The following is a 17651-nucleotide window of genomic DNA, read 5'->3' as shown; positions in this document are numbered from 1 at the left end:
AAAAGGGCAGAAGCGGCGCTGTGCCTTAATCTTCGGCGACAAACCGGAGATTAAGGGGCACTCTCTTCTGCCCTTTTTATGTTGCGCCTGGGATCAGGCGCTCTTCAGGTAGTCCATCACGATGTCGTGGTGAGTGGCGGTTTTGAAGTCATCAAACACATGCTCAACCTTGCCATCGGTGCCAATCAGGAAGCTGATCCGGTGGATGCCATCATAGGTTTTGCCCATGAACGTCTTCTCACCCCAGATGCCAAACTGTTCGCAGACCTGATGGTCTTCATCGGAAAGCAGCGTAAAGTTCAGCAGCTCTTTCTCAACAAATCGCGACAGTTTCTCTGGCTTATCGGTGCTGATCCCTAACACATCAACACCGGCTTTTTTCAGCTCATCCATGCTGTCACGCAGACCGCAAGCCTGAACGGTGCAACCTGGCGTCATCGCTTTCGGGTAGAAATACACCAGAACGCGCTGTCCCTGGAAGTCGGTCAAATTTACTTGTTCGCCATCCTGATCGGGCAAGCTAAATTTCGGTGCGGTATCACCGGCTTTCAGTGGATTCATCACTACTCTCCATTTTTTCATCATGCTGTGGGTACTGGACGACGTTAATAGTGCCTTGCGCCTGCAGTTCTGTACATAGCCTGTTGAATGCCTGCTCAATAAATGAGGCATCCTGGCTTGCGGGGCTGTGAGCGGTAATTTGAATATAGAGTAAAGGCGGCTGATTTTCTTGCGCGGGCTGCGTGCGGGACACCAGCTCGGCGATGTTCATCTGATGGGAATCAAACAGATCGGTGAAGCGCTCAATAATATGCGGTGAATCCTTTACTTCCACCTGAACCCAGACCGTGGCGGGCATGGGCGGCCGTTCGCGGAAGGTGGTGCGCTTCATCACGATCAGCAGCTCCAGCTCCGCGCCTTTTAGCGGCAGGGTGGATTCAATCAGCGTAATCGCGTTCCAACTGCCGGAAAGCAGCATGATAAAGCTGAATTCCTCACCCAGCATGGCCAGACGGCTATCTTCAATGTTGCAACCGCAGCTGCTGACGTGGCGGGTGATGGTGTTAACGATCCCCGGGCGGTCAACCCCCAGTGCGGTGATAACCAGATGATGTTGCTGTGACTGCGGCAAAATGATGCTTCCTGTCCGTCATGATGATTAGCAATTGTGATAACTCTAAGGTAAACATAAAAAATACCCTATGCCAAGTGGCCTGGGGGGCTTGTCTGCTTGCTTTTAGAGTGCCGTAAACCGTACCATGAAGGACTTGTTTGTGGAGGGGATGGCTAATGTTCACGGGAAGTATTGTTGCACTCGTCACGCCGATGGATGACAAAGGGTTTGTCTGCCGTGCGAGTTTGAAAAAACTGATTGATTATCATGTTGCCAGCGGAACCGCGGCAATTGTCTCAGTAGGGACTACCGGTGAATCCGCCACATTAAGCCATGACGAACATGGTGACGTGGTGATGATGACGCTGGAACTGGCCGACGGCCGCATTCCGGTGATCGCCGGAACCGGCGCTAACGCCACCGCTGAAGGGATTGCTCTGACCAAACGCTTTGAAAAAAGCGGCGTGGTAGGCTGCCTGACCGTGACGCCATACTACAACCGTCCCACTCAGGAAGGGCTGTATCAGCACTTCAAAGCCATTGCTGAAAGCACCGATTTGCCGCAAATGCTGTATAACGTCCCGTCACGTACGGGTTGCGATATGCTGCCAGAAACGGTGGGTCGCCTGGCGAAAATAAAAAATATTATCGGAATCAAAGAGGCTACCGGGAACTTATCGCGGGTTAGTCAGATCCAAGAGCTGGTTGATGAAGATTTCATCCTGGTAAGTGGCGACGATGCGACTTCCCTCGACTTCATGCAGCTTGGCGGACAGGGCGTAATCTCTGTGACGGCAAACATTGCCGCGCGTGAAATGGCAGAATTGTGCAAACTGGCCAGCCAGGGCAATTTTACCGAAGCGCGACGCCTTAATCAGCGCCTGATGCATCTGCATCAGAAGCTATTCATTGAGCCTAATCCTGTCCCGGTTAAATGGGCTGCTAAGCAGTTAGGATTAATTGCAACCGACACGCTGCGTCTGCCGATGACGCCGATGACTGATGCCGGTCGTCCGGTTGTTGAGCAGGCACTGAAAAGCGCAGGTCTGCTGTAAATTTAGGGAGTTTTAATGGCTTATTCAGTACAAAAGTCCACGGTAGCAAAAGTGGTAGGGCTTTCTTTGGTGATGCTGCTGGCAGCATGTTCCAGCGACCAGCGTTACAAGCGTCAGGTCAGCGGCGATGAATCTTATCTGAAAGCGGCTGATGTAAGCGATCTGCACGCCCCGGCAGGGATGGTGATGCCGTTGCAGAATGGCGATTTCGACATTCCTTCCGCCAGCACCACCGGCGCGATTGGCAAGCAGCTGGACATCCGTCCACCGGCTCAGCCACTGGCGTTGATGAACGGCACCCGGACGCAGTTTGCCGGTAATTCTGGCGTCCTGTTGCTGGACAGCGCGCGTACCGGTTCACTGTGGCCGCAGGTTGTCGATGTGGTGCAGGCGAAGAATTACCCGATTGCCAGCCGGACTGATGCCACCCAGACGCTGACCACCGATTGGGTGCAGTGGAACCGTGCTGATGAAGATCACCAGTATCGTGGCCGCTACCAGATCAGCGTGCAGCAGCAGGGTTATCAGCAGGCATTGTCGGTCAAACTGCTGGAACTGCAGCAGGAAGGCAAAGGCGTGAACTCACCGGTCCAGCTGCAGCGCTACACCGCGCAGATGCTGAACGAGCTGAGCAGCGGTCTGGATAAAAACGAAACCTCACGTGAAAACGCGGCAGCTAAACGCAGTTCCGCGCAGATTGACGTGCAGAGCGGCGCAGATGATACCGGCTTGCCGGATCTGATTGTTCGCGCACCGTTCAACACCGTGTGGGAACGTCTGCCAGCAGCCCTGCAACGCGCAGGCTGGAAAGTCACCGATACTAACCGTTCTCAGGGCAGCCTGAACGTGACTTACAAAACGCTGGGCAGTGATGAGTGGGACGCGCTGGGCGCGAAAGATCCGGGTCTGACCAACGGCGATTATAAGCTGCAGGTCGGCGATCTGGATAACCGCAGCAGCCTGCAGTTCCTCGATCCTAAAGGCCATACGTTGACCCAGTCGCAAAACGACGCACTGGTTGCCGTATTTAACGCAGCCTTTAGCAAGTAAACCCTAAGGCCGGATCTCTCCGGCCTTTTTTATTCCTCTGTACGTAAACGATTGCTTCGATTTTTTCGCCACAGAGAATAAACTAGCCACAGCACAATTTTTCCCGTTCTATTTTTGGAGTTTAAGAAGATGCAAAAGCAAGCTGAGTTGTATCGCGGCAAAGCGAAAACCGTTTACAGCACCGAAAACCCGGATCTGTTGGTACTCGAATTCCGCAACGATACGTCAGCACTGGACGGTGAACGTATCGAACAGTTTGATCGCAAAGGAATGATTAACAATAAGTTTAACCATTTCATCATGACTAAACTGCAGGAAGCCGGTATCCCAACGCAAATGGAAGCGCTGCTGTCTGATAACGAAGCGCTGGTCAAAAAGCTGGATATGGTCCCGGTAGAGTGCGTGATGCGTAACCGTGCCGCTGGCTCGCTGGTGAAGCGTCTGGGCGTGGAAGAGGGAATGATCCTCAACCCACCGCTGTTTGACCTGTTCCTGAAGGATGATGCCAAGCACGATCCGATGGTTAACGAATCCTACTGCGAAACCTTTGGTTGGGTGAACAAAGAGAATCTGGCCCGTATGCGTGAGCTGACCTACAAAGCGAACGAAGTACTGAGCAAGCTGTTCTCCGATGCTGGCCTGATCCTGGTGGACTTCAAGCTGGAGTTTGGCCTGTTCAAGGGTGAAGTGGTGCTGGGCGATGAGTTCTCGCCGGACGGCGCGCGCCTGTGGGATAAAGACACCCTGAACAAAATGGACAAAGACCGTTACCGTCAGAGTCTGGGCGGCCTGATTGAAGCCTATGAAGAAGTCGCCACCCGTCTGGGTGTGAAGCTCGACTAAGATTTGTGGCTGCGGCGCTCATACCGCAGCCTTTCTTTTCCCTCGCATTGCCCGTATTCTCCCCGTCTGATTAACTCAAATCGCAGGTTACGCCCGGTTAGCTGGTGTTACCTGAGACACACGTCTAAAATCAATCTAACAGCCGTGAAATGGACATAACGAGAGGTAAGGTATGCGTTGGCAAGGGCGCCGCGAGAGCGACAATGTGGACGATCGCCGTGATGATTCTGGTTCGTCGCCATCAATGGGGGCGGGAAGAATGCGCATTCCCCGGGGCAAAGGCGGCATCATTCTGCTGATTGTGGTGGTGATCGCCAGCTACTATGGCTATGACCTTAGCCCGTTGCTGACCGGTGAAAGCAGCAGCGTTTCTCAGCCAGCCCCGCAACGCCAGAGCAGCATCAAGCCGCAGCAGGATGAAGCGGCCAAATTTACCTCAGTGATCCTGGCTACCACGGAAGATACCTGGCAGCAGCTTTTTCAGAAAATGGGTAAAACCTATACACCACCAAAGCTGGTGATGTATCGCGGGGCGACCCGCACAGGTTGTGGTACCGGTCAGTCAGTGATGGGGCCTTTTTACTGCCCGGCTGATACCACGGTTTACATTGACCTGTCGTTTTACGATGAAATGAAAAACAAGCTGGGGGCGGACGGAGATTTCGCCCAGGGATATGTTATTGCTCATGAAGTGGGTCACCACGTACAGAGATTGTTGGGCATTGAGCAAAAAGTCCGCCAGATGCAGCAGGGTGCAAGCCAGACTCAGGCTAATCAGCTTTCGGTGAAAATGGAGTTACAGGCGGACTGCTTTGCGGGCGTGTGGGGTTACTACATGCAAAAGCAAAATATCCTTGAACCTGGCGATTTGCAGGAAGCGCTTAACGCCGCTGAAGCGATCGGTGACGATCGTCTGCAACAGCGTGGTCAGGGTCGGGTAGTACCGGACAGCTTTACCCATGGGACGTCAGAGCAGCGTTACAGCTGGTTCAAAAAAGGGTTTGATAGCGGTAATCCGGGCCAGTGCGACACCTTTAGTCGCTGATTATGGCCGGGGTTAACGACACACTACGCCATAGCGAACATCTCAGGCAGCACGGGCTGCGGCAAATCCTGGTGATCAGCGGCGACGATAGCTGGTGCCAGCATCAGGCCGAGCAGTGGATGGCCTGGTTACCGGGCGACTGGATGTGGCTGGGCGATGCACCCCACAGTCCGCTGAACTGCGCGCCGGCGGCGGCAAGAACCCTGCTGGGGCGCGAGTTTCTGCACGCGGTGTTTGATGCCCGCAGCGGTTTTCATGCCGAAGCGCTGGCCGCACTTTCCGGCACGCTAAAAGCAGGCAGCTGGCTGCTGATGCTGGTGCCCGACTGGTCGCGTTGGGCCACCTTACCAGACACCGATTCATTGCGCTGGAGCGAACAGGCTTCGGCCATTCCTTCCTGTAATTTTATCCGTCGTTTTCAGCAACTGGTTGAGCAGGACGACAGCATTGCGCTGCTCCAGCAGCATCAGCCATTCACCTTACCGTCTCTGCCCACATCGCCTGCCTGGCGGCCTGATGATACGTCACAGCAGCAGGCAGTGCTAGATGCGTTGCTGGCCAGCGAGCCCGGTATCTCTGTGATTGTCGCACCGCGCGGCAGAGGAAAGTCTGCGCTGGCCGGGCTGCTGGCGGCACGCTGGCCAGGGCGTTGCCTGATAACCGCACCGGCCAAAGTGGCCACCGATGTGCTGGCAGAATTCGCCGGCGACGCTTTTGAGTTTATCGCACCGGACCGGCTGCTGGCTCTCAGCCCTGAACAGCGGCCGCAGCCGATCGACTGGCTGCTGGTGGACGAAGCCGCAGCCATACCGGCGCCGATCCTGCGGCAGCTGGTGGCGCTGTATCCCCGCGTGTTGCTGACCTCGACCTTGCAGGGTTACGAAGGCACCGGTCGCGGCTTTATGCTGAAATTCTGTGCCAGCCTGCCGCAGGTGACGCTGCGTAAACTGGATCAGCCGCTGCGCTGGTCAGCCGATGATCCGCTGGAGCGCTTTATTAATCAGGCGCTGCTGATTGCGGAAGCGGAGCCAGAGCAAAGCACGCTGCCGCTGCAGTTTTCGTTCCCTGAGCAATCCGCCTGGCTGACTCAGCCGCAACAATTGTCCGCCATGTATCAGCTGCTGGCGAGCGCCCACTACCGTACTTCGCCGCTGGATTTGCGGCGGATGATGGATGCGCCAGGCATGCATTTCAGCCTGGCATCGCAGGGCAATACCGTGCAGGGGGCGATGCTACTGGTTGATGAAGGTGGTTTGACAGCCGCTCTGTCCGAGGCGGTCTGGGCCGGCTTTCGGCGTCCCCGGGGAAATCTGGTGGCGCAGTCTCTAGCCGCTCATGGTGGCTGGCCCGCAGCCGCCCAGCTTCGTTCCCGGCGTATCAGTCGGATTGCCATTGCACCTGAACGGCGGCGCCAGGGCATCGGCCGTCAAATGGTGGAACGGAGCAGGGAAGATGCCGACGGGCTGGATTATTTGTCGGTCAGCTTTGGGTATACCGCAGAGCTTTGGGCCTTCTGGCAATCCTGCGGCTTTAAGCTAATGCGGCTGGGCAGCCAGCGTGAAGCCAGCAGCGGCTGTTTTACGGCGATGGCGATCCTGCCATTAAGTGAACCGGCTGAACAGCTGCAGGCCTGTGCCGAAAAACGGCTTCAACGCGACTGGCCGTGGTTACAGCGACTTGTTCCCGGCATCGCACTGCAACTGCCTGAGGCGGACGATCGGCAGCTGAATGAAGAAGACTGGCGCGAGCTGGCAGGCTTTGCCTGGGGCCACCGTCCGTTTGAAGCCAGCTTTGGCGCGCTGGGGCGGCTGGTCAGCCAGTGCCAGAGCGATCTGCCGTTGCTTAACGGGGCGATGGTGGGGGAGAAGTCGGCAGCGGAACTCAATCAGCACTTTGGCCTGTCTGGCCGCAAGGCACTGCTGGCCGGTTGGCGACAGGAGACGCAAAGAGCGTTAACGGGCCTGGATGCCGCAGCCAGCCAACGCTGGCAGAGCGTGATAGAGGCAATCAAAGCATTATCGTAATTCAGGAAAGTGAGCGGATAGAACGGGAAGGGTAAAGCAGGGGCCGAAGCCCCTGCGATTTATTTCTTTTTCGGCAGGTCGTCGTCGTCATCCCACTTATCGTTAAAATCCCGATGCGGTGGCAAATCCGGTTTGTTCGCCATATATTTTTTCGGATCGATGCGCTTCAGATCTTTATAGACGTTCATCAGCACGCCTACCATCAGCACAATCACCAACAGCCACCAATACTCTTTCAGCCATTCCATATTCTCACCTTATTCGCTTAAGCGATTAGCTGTTCCATAATCCGCTGGTACATGCGGCTCAGCAGTTGCAGGTCGGCGGCTTTGACACACTCATTGATTTTATGAATGGTGGCATTCACCGGACCCAGTTCAACCACCTGCGCACCCATTCGGGCGATAAAACGACCGTCTGAAGTGCCGCCGGTGGTCAGCAACTGCGGTTTAATTTCATTATAGTGCTCAACGGCATTTACTACCGCATCGACCAACTTACCGCGAGACGTCAGGAACGGCTGGCCGGAAACATTCCACTCCAGCGTGTAACGCAGCTGGTGACGATCCAACAGCTCCTGCACTTTCTGCTTAATCATCGCGTCCGTCAGCTCGGTGCTGAAGCGGAAGTTAAACTGCACAAAGCATTCACCGGGGATCACATTGTTGCTGCCGGTTCCGGCCTGCACGTTGGCAATCTGCATACTGGTCGGCGGGAAGAATTCATTGCCCTGGTCCCACTCGGTGGCGACCAGCTCATTGAGCGCCGGCAGCGCGCGGTGAACCGGGTTGTCGGCCAGATGAGGATAGGCCACGTGACCCTGAACGCCATGCACGGTCAGATTGGCGGTCATCGATCCGCGGCGGCCATTTTTCACCACGTCGCCGACGATTTCGGTGCTGGACGGTTCGCCGACCAGACAGTAATCCATGCGCTCTTTGCGCGCCATTAGCGCTTCAACCACTTTCACTGTGCCATTGGTGGCGCTGGCTTCTTCGTCAGACGTAATCAGGAAAGCCAGACGGCCTTTATGATTCGGATTGCTGGTTACGAAGCGCTCCGCCGCGACAATCATCGCCGCCAGCGAGCCTTTCATATCGGCCGCGCCGCGCCCGTACAGCATGCCATCACGGATGGTCGGTTCAAACGGCGGGTTGATCCAGCGGCTGGCATCGCCGGTTGGCACTACGTCGGTATGCCCGGCAAAGGCCAACGTCTCGCCCTGGCCACGCCAAGCCCAGACATTCAGGGTATCGCCAATGTTCATCGGCTCAATGGTGAAGCCTAGCGCCTTAAGGCGTTCGATCAAAATAGCCTGACAGCCGGCATCATCCGGGCTGAGGGAAGGGCGACGAATAAGCTGCTGCGTCAGCTCGATGACCGGACAAAACATAATCAGGACTTCTCCGAAATAAATGGCTGGTAGGTTGCTTCACTAAAGCCCAGCAGCATAGAGCCGTCTGCGCTGCAGAGCAACGGGCGTTTGATGATTGCCGGCTGTTCCAGCATCAGTTCGCGAGCAGTTGCCGCATTATTCACCCCATTGCGCGTTTCTTCGCTGAGCTTGCGCCACGTGGTGCCACGGGTATTCAGCAAGGCTTCCCAGCCCAGCACGTCGATGAAGCCCTGTAAGGTTGCGCTGTCCAGGCCATCGGCGCGGTAGTCATGAAACTGATAGGCCACCGCCTCAGCTTCCAGGTACTTTCGCGCCTTCTTAATGGTGTCGCAATTTTTGATGCCGTACATTGTAAGCATGACGGTTCCCTTCTTTTTTCTGTGGGTTTCAACTATATTCGATACTGTTCAGGCGGTTAGTCTACAACGGATGCGCCTGCGAGGCAGCAGGGAAGCACAGAATATCATCACCCAGACAGAGACTTAGCGTAAGGAGGGACAATATGAACTATATGAAAGCGTCTTCCGCCCATTCGGTTGAAGAGACACAATCAATGATCGTGATCGTGCGGAAGAAAACCAGCCGGTGTGATGAGTTCAATCACATCGTTGAGGCGGTGATGCTGGACCATCCCGATGCCAAAACGCATATCGACAGCGAGAGCGGCGGCTACGATAAAGTGATAGTTCTGAAATAACAGTGGACGTGGATGGGGGGCGCAGGGCCCCCCAGGTTCTATCCGCTGACGAATCCCTTCTCCTGCAACCTCAGTAATGCCGTCCCTTCTGCATAAATCATCCCGGTCGTTAATGGCGCATAGCCCAGTTTCTTATAGAAGCTGATTTTGTCCGGCATTGAGTAGATAAAGACTTTTCCACAGGGCGCCAGCGCTTGCATAATCGCCGCCATCAATTGCCCGCCATATCCCTTGCCCTGGAAAGTCGCGTCGACAATCACATCGGAAAGGTAGGAAGCATAGGTCATGTCGCTAATGGCATGCGCCGTCGCCATCAGCTTACCTTCGACGTAGCCAAACCAGACAAACTGAGAATGCTGATAGGCGCGCTGAAGAGTGTGCGGATCGCGGCGGCTAAGGCCGGCGCGCTCGATAAGATCGGCCAGTTCCTGCCAGTCGACGTCAGGTTTTTCGTAAGAGGTCGTCAGTACCATCTGAATCATGCTTTTCCCTCTGGTTTTCGAACGATAATCACGCTATTGATTAGTCTGCCAATGATAACGGCAGAACTGTGTCCTGCCACGCAAATTACAGTTTTGATCGAAACTGCCGATGGTATGGGTGAGCGAAAATGATTCACTTCGCCTTAGGATTAATCCTATAATGGACCCACAATAAAAGAGAGGTGATTTATGATTGATACAGAAATGGGGACCTGGAAAGACTTTATCGAAGCAATGTTAACGCGTAAATAACACCTTCTTTAAGTAAGGCGGATCGGGCAACACCGGCCACCTCCAGAACAGAAAAAGGCAGCACCTCGGTGCTGCCTTTGTTCGTTTATTTGCCGGGTTTTTCCTGTACCGGGAAGCGCCGTCTGACTAACACAAAGAACAGCGGGACAAAGAAGATCGCCAGCACCGTGGCGGAAATCATACCGCCCATCACGCCCGTGCCCACCGCATGCTGGCTACTGGAGCCGGCCCCGTTACTGATCACCATCGGCAATACGCCAAAGATAAAGGCCAGTGAGGTCATCAGAATCGGACGCAGACGCTGTTTCGAGGCTTCCAGGGTCGATTCCAGCAGATCCCGGCCTTTTGAATTGATTTCATTGGCGAATTCCACAATCAGAATGGCATTCTTCGCCGACAGGCCGATAACCGTCAACAGGCCAACCTGGAAGTAAACGTCATTTTCCAGACCGCGTGCCCAAGTGGCCACCAGCGCGCCGATCACGCCGAGCGGCACCACCAGCATCACCGAGAACGGAATCGACCAGCTCTCATACAGTGCCGCCAGACAGAGGAACACCACCAGCAGAGAAATAGCATACAGCGCAGGCGCCTGCGAGCCGGACATCCGTTCCTGATAGGACGCGCCGGTCCATTGCAGGCCAAAGCCGGTAGGCAGTTTGCTGACCAGATTTTCCATCACGTCCATGGCGGTACCGGTACTGATGCCCTGACCGGACTCACCGACAATTTCCACCGCGGAATAGCCGTTATAGCGCTCCAGGCGTGGCGAACCGGTTTCCCAACTGGTGGTGGCGAATGCGGTAAACGGCACCATGCCGCCGCTGCTGTTGCGGACGTACCACTTGCTGATGTCGTCCGGCAACATGCGGTATTTTGCTGCGGCCTGAACATAGACCTTCTTCACGCGGCCACGGTCAAGGAAATCGTTAACGTAGGTCGAGCCCCAGCCGGTCTGCAGGGTGTTATTGATATCATCAATGGAAACCCCCAGCGCCTGAGCTTTATGCTGGTCGACGTTAATCCGTAACTGCGGCGTATCATCCAGACCGTTATGGCGCACGCGCACTAACGAGGTATTGCCCTCGGCGGCGGTCAGCAGCCGATCGCGCGCCTTCATCAACGCATCGTGGCCCAGGCCGGCGTGATCCTGCAATTCCATATCAAATCCGGCTGAGTTCCCCAGCCCGGTAATGGCCGGCGGGCTGCTGGCAATCACGCGGCCTTCTTTGAACTTCTTAAAGGCGGCCGTTGCCCGTTCAATGATCGCGAAGGAGGTGTTTTCGGCGCCTGGGCGGTCTCCCCAGTCTTTTAAGCGGACAAACATACGCGCCACGTTCTGACCATTCCCGCCTGGACCGGCACCAATGGTCGAGAACACCGACAGCACGTTGTTCTTCTCCTCGGTCAGATAGTACTGCTCAACCTTATTAACCACCTTATTGGTTTCCTGCAGCGTGGAACCCGGCGGTAACTGCACCTGGGTGGTGAACACGCCACGGTCTTCAAGCGGCAGGAAGGAGGTCGGCAAGCGCAGGAACATAAAGGCCATCCCGGCGATCAGCAGCACATAGAGCACCATCCAGCGTCCGGCTTTCGCCAGAATTTTGCCCACGCCACGTTCATAGCGTTCGGCATTACGGTTGAACATGCGGTTGAACCAGCCGAAGAACCCGCGGCGACCATGATGATGGCCCTTAGCGATAGGTTTAAGCAGCGTGGCGCACAGGGCAGGGGTCAGGATCATCGCCACCAGCACCGACAGCACCATGGCGGACACGATGGTCACCGAGAACTGACGGTAGATTGCTCCGGTGGTGCCGCCAAAGAAGGCCATCGGAATAAATACCGCTGACAGCACCAGCGCAATCCCCACCAGCGCGCCCTGAATCTGTCCCATCGATTTTCGGGTGGCATCACGCGGCGAGAGTCCTTCTTCACTCATTATTCGCTCAACGTTCTCCACCACCACAATGGCGTCATCGACCAGCAGCCCGATTGCCAGCACCATGGCGAACATGGTCAGGGTGTTGATACTGAAACCGAAGGCAGACAGGATGGTAAAGGTCCCGAGCAACACCACCGGCACGGCGATGGTCGGGATCAGCGTGGCGCGGAAGTTCTGCATAAACAGATACATCACCACAAATACCAGGATCACCGCTTCAATCAGGGTTTTGACCACGTCCTCAATCGACGCTTTAACAAACGGCGTGGTTTCATAAGCGACCTCTGCTTTCAGCCCGTGTGGGAAGAAGTGCGACAGCTCTTCAATACGGGCGCGCACCAGCTCATCGGTTTGCAGCTCATTCGCGCCGGACGCCAGCTTGATCCCCAGACCGGAGGCGGCCTGGCCGTTGTACTGGCTGAGGAAGTCATATTTCTCCGCGCCCAGTGCCACATCCGCCACGTCGCCGAGTTTTACTTCTGACCCGTCCTGGTTTACCCGCAGGGTGATATCGCGGAACTGCTGCGGCGTGTTTAACAGGGATTGCGAGTTAATGGTGGCATTCAGCGCCTGGCGATCGACAGACGGCAGGCCGCCCAGCTGACCCACGGCCACCTGACTGTTTTGCGACTCAATCGCCGAAACAATATCCGAGGTGGTCAGGGCGTAATTGATCATCTTGTTGGGATCGAGCCAGATGCGCATCGCGTACTGCGAACCGTAAGCATCCACTTCACCCACGCCATCAATACGGCTAAGTGGATCCTGCACGTTACTGGCGACGTAGTCGGAAATATCCTGCTTATCCATACTGCCGTCGGTGGAGACGAACGCCACCATCAAAATATTGGTGTCACCGGTTTTGGTGACCGTGACGCCCTGGGTCTGCACGTCCTGCGGCAGCTTACGCAGCGCGGCCTGCAGCTGGTTCTGCACCTGCTGGCGCGCTTCATCCGGGTTGGTTCCGGCGGTAAAGGTCAGGGTGATGGTTGCCTGCCCGGTATTACTGCTCTGGGAAGACATGTACATCATGTTATCGATGCCCGTCATATTCTGTTCGATAACCTGGGTTACGGTATTCTCCAGCGTTTCGGCGGAGGCACCAGGATAGTTGGCAGTGATGCGGACGTTAGGCGGAGCCAGGTCGGGATATTGCTCAATGGGGAGTTTTAAAATAGCCAGTGTGCCGGTCAGGCAAAGTAAAATCGCTATCACCCACGCGAAGATCGGGCGATCGATAAAAAAATTCGCCATTGAAAAAGGCTCCTGGCAAGTAATCGGGAAAGGAAATGCGCCGGCCTTATTCTTGGGCGCGGGCTTCTGAAATCCGGTCCGCCGCAAATTTTTCTAGTTTATTCAAACTGCTTCGGCAGCAAACACTTTACCCTCAGCATTGTGAAGAATCGTGGAGAAAATGAGGAGAAAGTGTAAATTATCGTGCTAATTCGTCCGCAGACGTACGCCGTCAGCCCTTGTGCCATCAGCAATATCTGATCTGACGACCGTGACCTCATCGCTATGCCGGGAAGCGTAATGAGACGGTGGTCCCCTGGTGGCCGGCGGAACAGATGGTTATGCCGCCGCGCAGGCTTTTGGCCCGTTCCTGCATAATCGACAGGCCGTAATGCCCGGGTGGCGAGGCCGCGTCGGCGATACCGACACCATCATCATGAATTTCAATCAGATTTTCTCCCGAATCCATGCGGCTGCAGCGGATCACAATCCGCGATGCCTGGGCATGACGAATGGCATTGAGCAGGGCTTCGCGCACGATTTGCAGCACATGAACCTGCTGTTGTGCCTCCAGGTGCTGTACTGCTGGCTCACTCTCTAACACGATTTCAGCGCTGGACTGCGTGCGCAGGGTGGCGATCGCCTGGCGCAGCGCGGTGGCTAAATCTGCGGGTTCAACCGACAGGCGGAAGGTGGTCAGTAACTCGCGCAGCTGAATATTCGCTTCGGTCAGGGCGCGATCGATCTCAGCCACAATCGCCAACGCCTGTTCCGCCTTGCTGTCGACCACCCGTTTCAGCCTGGCGAGCTGAATGCGCAGATAGGCGAGGGACTGTGCCAGGGAATCATGCAGCTCGCGGGCGATGGTGGCGCGCTCCTCGATCACCAGCAGATGGTGAACTCTTTGCTGCGCGCGATCGAGTTGCAGCGAACGGGCCAGCATGGTGGCCAGTCCCTGCATCAGTTGCGGCTCACTGGTTGTTGCCTGCCAGCGTAATGCCGATGCGGGCTTCTCCGCCAGCGGCAGGCTCAGCCACGGCAGATGGGGATTCGGCTGGCCAGCGCTCAGCGTGCCGTGGGGATCGGCGCTCAGTTCAATCGCGCTGAGGCCTTGATGTTCAATGACTTTCTCCAGCACCTCCGGCCAGGCGTCGGCAGGATTCAGGTGGCGGTTAAGGGTTTCCGAGCAGTGATAGAGCAGCGCCAGATGGCGGTTAGCCTGACTCAGGTCGCTGGTTTTCTCTTTTACCGCCTGTTCGAGGCGTTGCACCTGCTTATCCAGTTCAGCCGACATGCTGGTGAAGGCGCGGGCCAGCACGCCCAGTTCGTTGCTCAGTCCGGTATCCAGCGGCGCGTGCTGAAAATGGGCCTGCTCAATCTCATGGCTGGCGTTCACCAGCTTATTCAGCGGGATCACCACCTGGCGCTTCACCCGTCTTAACGTCAGAAACACCAGCAGGGCGATGGCGATAAAGCCGAGCAGGCTGACGCCGGCCACCAGTTTCATCTTCAGTTCGGCCCAGTGCTGCAGCGCCAGCACAAAGCGATCGATCTGCGCGACATATAAGGAGACGTTTTGCTGGTAGTGCTGAGTCTCTCCCGCCAGTAACGCCGGCTGCAGGCTCTGCCAGTCATGGAGCAGGGCATGATAGCGGGCCCGGACACTCTCCGGCACATAGGCCCGATCCAACGCTTTCAAAGGCGGCGCCTGCACGGATTTCTGATACGCGGCGATATCTTTCGGCAATTCAGACCGCTGGCTGGCAGCATCCCACGCCAGTCGATAGCTTTGCATCCGCAGGGATCCGGCAATGTTCACCGCTTCCGCATCGCGCAGGCTGGTGGAGAGCGTCAGCAGCGCCAGACCGGTCGACAGCACTGAAAGCAGGGCAATGGCGAACAGCGCGCGGGCGAGGCTGCCAGTGACGGAACGTTTAAACATCCGGCTTATCCTTTATCAGAGAGGCGGTCAGTATAGCCGCAACCCACAAGCAAAATACTGACCTGAAGCGGCTGCAAAAAAGAATGTTCAAAACGTGCGGTGTATCGCTTGAAGCGCCGTGGCAACCCGGATACAGTGGTTTCACTGCTTAAAATACCCGATTAAATGTATCTCCCCCGTGCGGTTTGACACCTCTGTTTACATCCCAGGTTAAATGTAACTTTTATTGACGCTTCTTAAGATAAATCCGCGATCTCTTCACAATCCTTAAACACCTTTACCCCTCGCTCACCCTGCTTTTCATTAGCATGGTCATAATTGATTCCGTAACCAACATCAACTTTCTGACGAATGATAACTTTCGACGAGGAAATCAATTATGAATATCAAAATACCTGCGCTTGTCGCCGCCACTCTTTTAGCTGCAACCTCTTTCTCAGCATTGGCCGCTACTCAGGTCGATGCGCAGCAGAGCCAGAATCTGCAATCAATGGGTACGGTGTCCGTCTCGGCCGTTAGCGGTTCGCTGGATGACGCAACCCATCAGCTTTCTCAGAAAGCATCTGAAATGGGCGCCACGCACTATCGTGTTATCCGCGCTGATACCCCGGGTGATTCAAGCCTGTGGAGCGGTAACGCAGAGATTTACCGTTAAGCTGTACCCTCTCCGTTTTACCCCTGTGTAGCCTTAGTGATTTCACTGAACCGACCGCCCTTTGCGGTCGGTTTTTTTATGCGCCATCCGGCAAAAATTACAAAAGCTCACGATTTCACGCGCGGAACTTTTGCGTCAGCTTTCCAGAACGGTTAGGATGCATCGCCGCAATTTTGCCGCTTCCGTCAAGAATATAATTACAGGAAGTCGGCTTTTGCCCAGACGTTTGTGCTGCGACGCAATCGTTTGGTTGGCGACAGACATCAGGATACCTGGGACGGGTAACCGTAATACTGTGGACAGGATAATAGGAAAGAAAATGAAAGCTGATAAAACAGCGGTCGCAGACAAACGCGCCGCAAGAAGACGTTGGTTAAATTCTCATGACTCTGGCTATCACAAGGCCATGGACAATCGTCACGTTCAGATGATTGCGATTGGTGGGGCGATAGGGACAGGACTGTTTCTTGGTGCGGGAGCCCGTCTGCAGATTGCCGGCCCGGCGCTGGCAATCGTCTATTTAGTGTGTGGCATCTTCTCCTTCTTTATCCTGCGTGCGCTGGGTGAGTTGGTTCTTCACCGCCCATCAAGCGGCAGCTTTGTTTCCTATGCGCGTGAATTCCTTGGCGAAAAAGCCTCCTACGTGGCGGGCTGGATGTACTTCGTCAACTGGGCTATGACCGGTATCGTGGATATCACGGCGGTGGCGCTGTATATGCACTACTGGGGCGCGTTCGGCGATGTGCCGCAGTGGGTGTTCGCGCTGGGCGCGCTGGCGATTGTCGGCACCATGAACATGATCGGCGTAAAGTGGTTCGCCGAAATGGAGTTCTGGTTCGCGCTGATCAAGGTACTGGCTATCGCCATCTTCCTGATTGTCGGCGTGGTGTTCCTCGGCACCGGTAAACCGCTGGACGGCAACTCAACCGGCTTCCACCTGATCACCGATAACGGCGGTTTCTTCCCGCACGGTCTGTTACCGGCGCTGGTGCTGGTGCAGGGTGTGGTCTTCGCCTTTGCCTCCATTGAACTGGTGGGGACGGCGGCCGGCGAATGTAAAGACCCGAAAACCATGCTGCCGAAGGCTATCAACAGCGTGATCTGGCGTATTGGCCTGTTCTACGTTGGCTCGGTGGTGCTGCTGGTGCTGTTACTGCCGTGGAATGCTTACCAGGCAGGACAGAGCCCGTTCGTCACCTTCTTCTCGAAACTGGGCGTGCCTTACGTTGGCAGCATCATGAATATCGTGGTGCTGAGCGCGGCGCTTTCCAGCCTTAACTCCGGCCTGTACTCCACCGGCCGCATTCTGCGTTCGATGTCGATGGGCGGCTCGGCACCTAAGTTCATGTCAAAAATGAGCGGTCAGCAGGTGCCTTACATGGGCATCCTGGTGACGATTGGCGTCTATATTATTGGGGTTTACCTCAACTATATCGTGCCATCGCGCGTGTTTGAGATCGTGCTGAATATCGCTTCACTGGGCATCATCTCTTCCTGGGGCTTTATCGTGGTTTGCCAGATGCGTCTGCGTAAAGCGATCAAAGAAGGGAAAGCGGAAGACGTCAGCTTCAAAATGCCGTGGGCACCGTTCACCTCATGGCTGACGCTGGTGTTCCTGGCCAGCGTGCTGGTGCTGATGGCGTTTGATTACCCTAACGGGACTTACACCATTGCTGCCGTGCCGCTGATTGCGTTGATCCTGATCCTCGGTTGGTTTGGCGTGCGCAAGCGCGTGCATGCGGTGGCGCAAACCGAGCATGCACCGGTGAAGGAAACCTCAGCGAAGTAATCCTGAGACGTTCAGAAAAAGGCGGCCTTTTACAGGTCGCCTTTTTTTATGCCCGTGCCTCACACTGGCGCAATTATGCACAACGATGTTGCATCCTTGATTTAACACGGAAAATTCCCGCTGCTG

17 protein-coding genes are annotated in these 17651 nt (G+C 55.6%); 9 read left to right on the top strand and 8 right to left on the bottom strand.

Annotated features, from left to right (window positions below):
- Positions 1 to 93 precede the first annotated feature (93 nt).
- A complete protein-coding gene (gene bcp, locus EBC_RS18400; RefSeq protein ID WP_013203356.1) occupies positions 94 to 561 on the bottom strand; it encodes a thioredoxin-dependent thiol peroxidase in 468 nt (155 codons plus the stop codon).
- Positions 539 to 1132: a glycine cleavage system transcriptional repressor gene (locus EBC_RS18395; RefSeq protein WP_013203355.1), complete on the bottom strand. Its 594-nt coding sequence runs from the start codon at positions 1130 to 1132 to the stop codon at positions 539 to 541. Before EBC_RS18395 ends, bcp begins: the two co-directional genes overlap by 23 nt.
- A gap of 158 nt (positions 1133 to 1290) precedes the next feature.
- Between EBC_RS18395 and dapA the strand changes: the two genes are divergently transcribed.
- From dapA to EBC_RS18370, 5 genes are all read left to right on the top strand, one after another.
- Positions 1291 to 2169, top strand: coding sequence for a 4-hydroxy-tetrahydrodipicolinate synthase (gene dapA, locus EBC_RS18390; RefSeq protein WP_013203354.1), 879 nt, complete (start codon positions 1291 to 1293; stop codon positions 2167 to 2169).
- A 15-nt stretch (positions 2170 to 2184) separates the two neighbouring features.
- Positions 2185 to 3219: an outer membrane protein assembly factor BamC gene (bamC, locus tag EBC_RS18385; protein WP_013203353.1), complete on the top strand. Its 1035-nt coding sequence runs from the start codon at positions 2185 to 2187 to the stop codon at positions 3217 to 3219.
- 129 nt (positions 3220 to 3348) lie between these two features.
- Positions 3349 to 4062, top strand: a complete 714-nt coding sequence (gene purC, locus EBC_RS18380) for a phosphoribosylaminoimidazolesuccinocarboxamide synthase (protein WP_013203352.1) — start codon at positions 3349 to 3351, stop codon at positions 4060 to 4062.
- A gap of 172 nt (positions 4063 to 4234) precedes the next feature.
- Positions 4235 to 5107 carry a KPN_02809 family neutral zinc metallopeptidase gene (ypfJ, locus tag EBC_RS18375; protein WP_013203351.1) on the top strand — a complete coding sequence of 291 codons (873 nt, stop codon included), beginning with the start codon at positions 4235 to 4237 and terminating at the stop codon, positions 5105 to 5107.
- 2 nt (positions 5108 to 5109) lie between these two features.
- Entirely contained in the window at positions 5110 to 7131 is a 2022-nt protein-coding gene (locus EBC_RS18370; protein ID WP_013203350.1) for a tRNA(Met) cytidine acetyltransferase TmcA, read from the top strand.
- 59 nt (positions 7132 to 7190) lie between these two features.
- Here EBC_RS18370 and EBC_RS18365 read toward each other — a convergent pair whose 3' ends face one another.
- From EBC_RS18365 to EBC_RS18355, 3 genes are read right to left on the bottom strand one after another with little or no spacing between them, the layout of a single operon-like run.
- On the bottom strand, positions 7191 to 7379 hold the full coding sequence (locus tag EBC_RS18365) for a YpfN family protein (protein ID WP_013203349.1): 189 nt from the start codon (positions 7377 to 7379) through the stop codon (positions 7191 to 7193).
- Positions 7380 to 7396: 17 nt separating this feature from the next.
- A complete protein-coding gene (gene dapE / locus EBC_RS18360; protein WP_013203348.1) occupies positions 7397 to 8524 on the bottom strand; it encodes a succinyl-diaminopimelate desuccinylase in 1128 nt (375 codons plus the stop codon).
- Between the two features lie 2 nt (positions 8525 to 8526).
- Positions 8527 to 8886 (bottom strand): ArsC family reductase, encoded by a 360-nt coding sequence (locus EBC_RS18355; protein WP_013203347.1) that lies wholly within the window; start codon positions 8884 to 8886, stop codon positions 8527 to 8529.
- 143 nt (positions 8887 to 9029) lie between these two features.
- Between EBC_RS18355 and EBC_RS18350 the strand changes: the two genes are divergently transcribed.
- Positions 9030 to 9224 carry a hypothetical protein gene (locus EBC_RS18350; protein ID WP_013203346.1) on the top strand — a complete coding sequence of 65 codons (195 nt, stop codon included), beginning with the start codon at positions 9030 to 9032 and terminating at the stop codon, positions 9222 to 9224.
- 38 nt (positions 9225 to 9262) lie between these two features.
- Here EBC_RS18350 and EBC_RS18345 read toward each other — a convergent pair whose 3' ends face one another.
- Complete coding sequence (locus EBC_RS18345) at positions 9263 to 9697, bottom strand: GNAT family N-acetyltransferase (protein ID WP_041692382.1); 435 nt, start codon at positions 9695 to 9697, stop codon at positions 9263 to 9265.
- A 198-nt stretch (positions 9698 to 9895) separates the two neighbouring features.
- On the opposite strand from EBC_RS18345, the gene ypfM reads away from it, so the two are divergent.
- The gene (gene ypfM, locus EBC_RS26355; RefSeq protein WP_141653794.1) at positions 9896 to 9958 is read left to right on the top strand and encodes a protein YpfM; all 63 of its coding nucleotides are present in this window, start codon (positions 9896 to 9898) and stop codon (positions 9956 to 9958) included.
- Positions 9959 to 10043: 85 nt separating this feature from the next.
- On the opposite strand, the gene acrD is transcribed toward ypfM, so the two are convergent.
- Together acrD and narQ are read right to left on the bottom strand one after the other, a co-directional pair.
- Entirely contained in the window at positions 10044 to 13160 is a 3117-nt protein-coding gene (gene acrD / locus EBC_RS18340) for a multidrug efflux RND transporter permease AcrD (RefSeq protein WP_013203344.1), read from the bottom strand.
- Positions 13161 to 13422: 262 nt separating this feature from the next.
- Positions 13423 to 15081: a nitrate/nitrite two-component system sensor histidine kinase NarQ gene (gene narQ / locus EBC_RS18335; RefSeq protein WP_013203343.1), complete on the bottom strand. Its 1659-nt coding sequence runs from the start codon at positions 15079 to 15081 to the stop codon at positions 13423 to 13425.
- Positions 15082 to 15460: 379 nt separating this feature from the next.
- Between narQ and EBC_RS18330 the strand changes: the two genes are divergently transcribed.
- The gene (locus EBC_RS18330) at positions 15461 to 15736 is read left to right on the top strand and encodes a YdgH/BhsA/McbA-like domain containing protein (RefSeq protein ID WP_013203341.1); all 276 of its coding nucleotides are present in this window, start codon (positions 15461 to 15463) and stop codon (positions 15734 to 15736) included.
- Between the two features lie 319 nt (positions 15737 to 16055).
- Positions 16056 to 17525, top strand: a complete 1470-nt coding sequence (gene ansP, locus EBC_RS18325) for an L-asparagine permease (protein ID WP_013203339.1) — start codon at positions 16056 to 16058, stop codon at positions 17523 to 17525.
- The last annotated feature ends 126 nt before the right edge of the window (positions 17526 to 17651 follow it).

The sequence above is a fragment of the Erwinia billingiae Eb661 genome, assembly GCF_000196615.1.
GTDB lineage: Bacteria > Pseudomonadota > Gammaproteobacteria > Enterobacterales > Enterobacteriaceae > Erwinia > Erwinia billingiae.
Note: the sequence above shows the minus strand (reverse complement) of the source record. Positions and strands in the feature narration are given on the sequence as shown.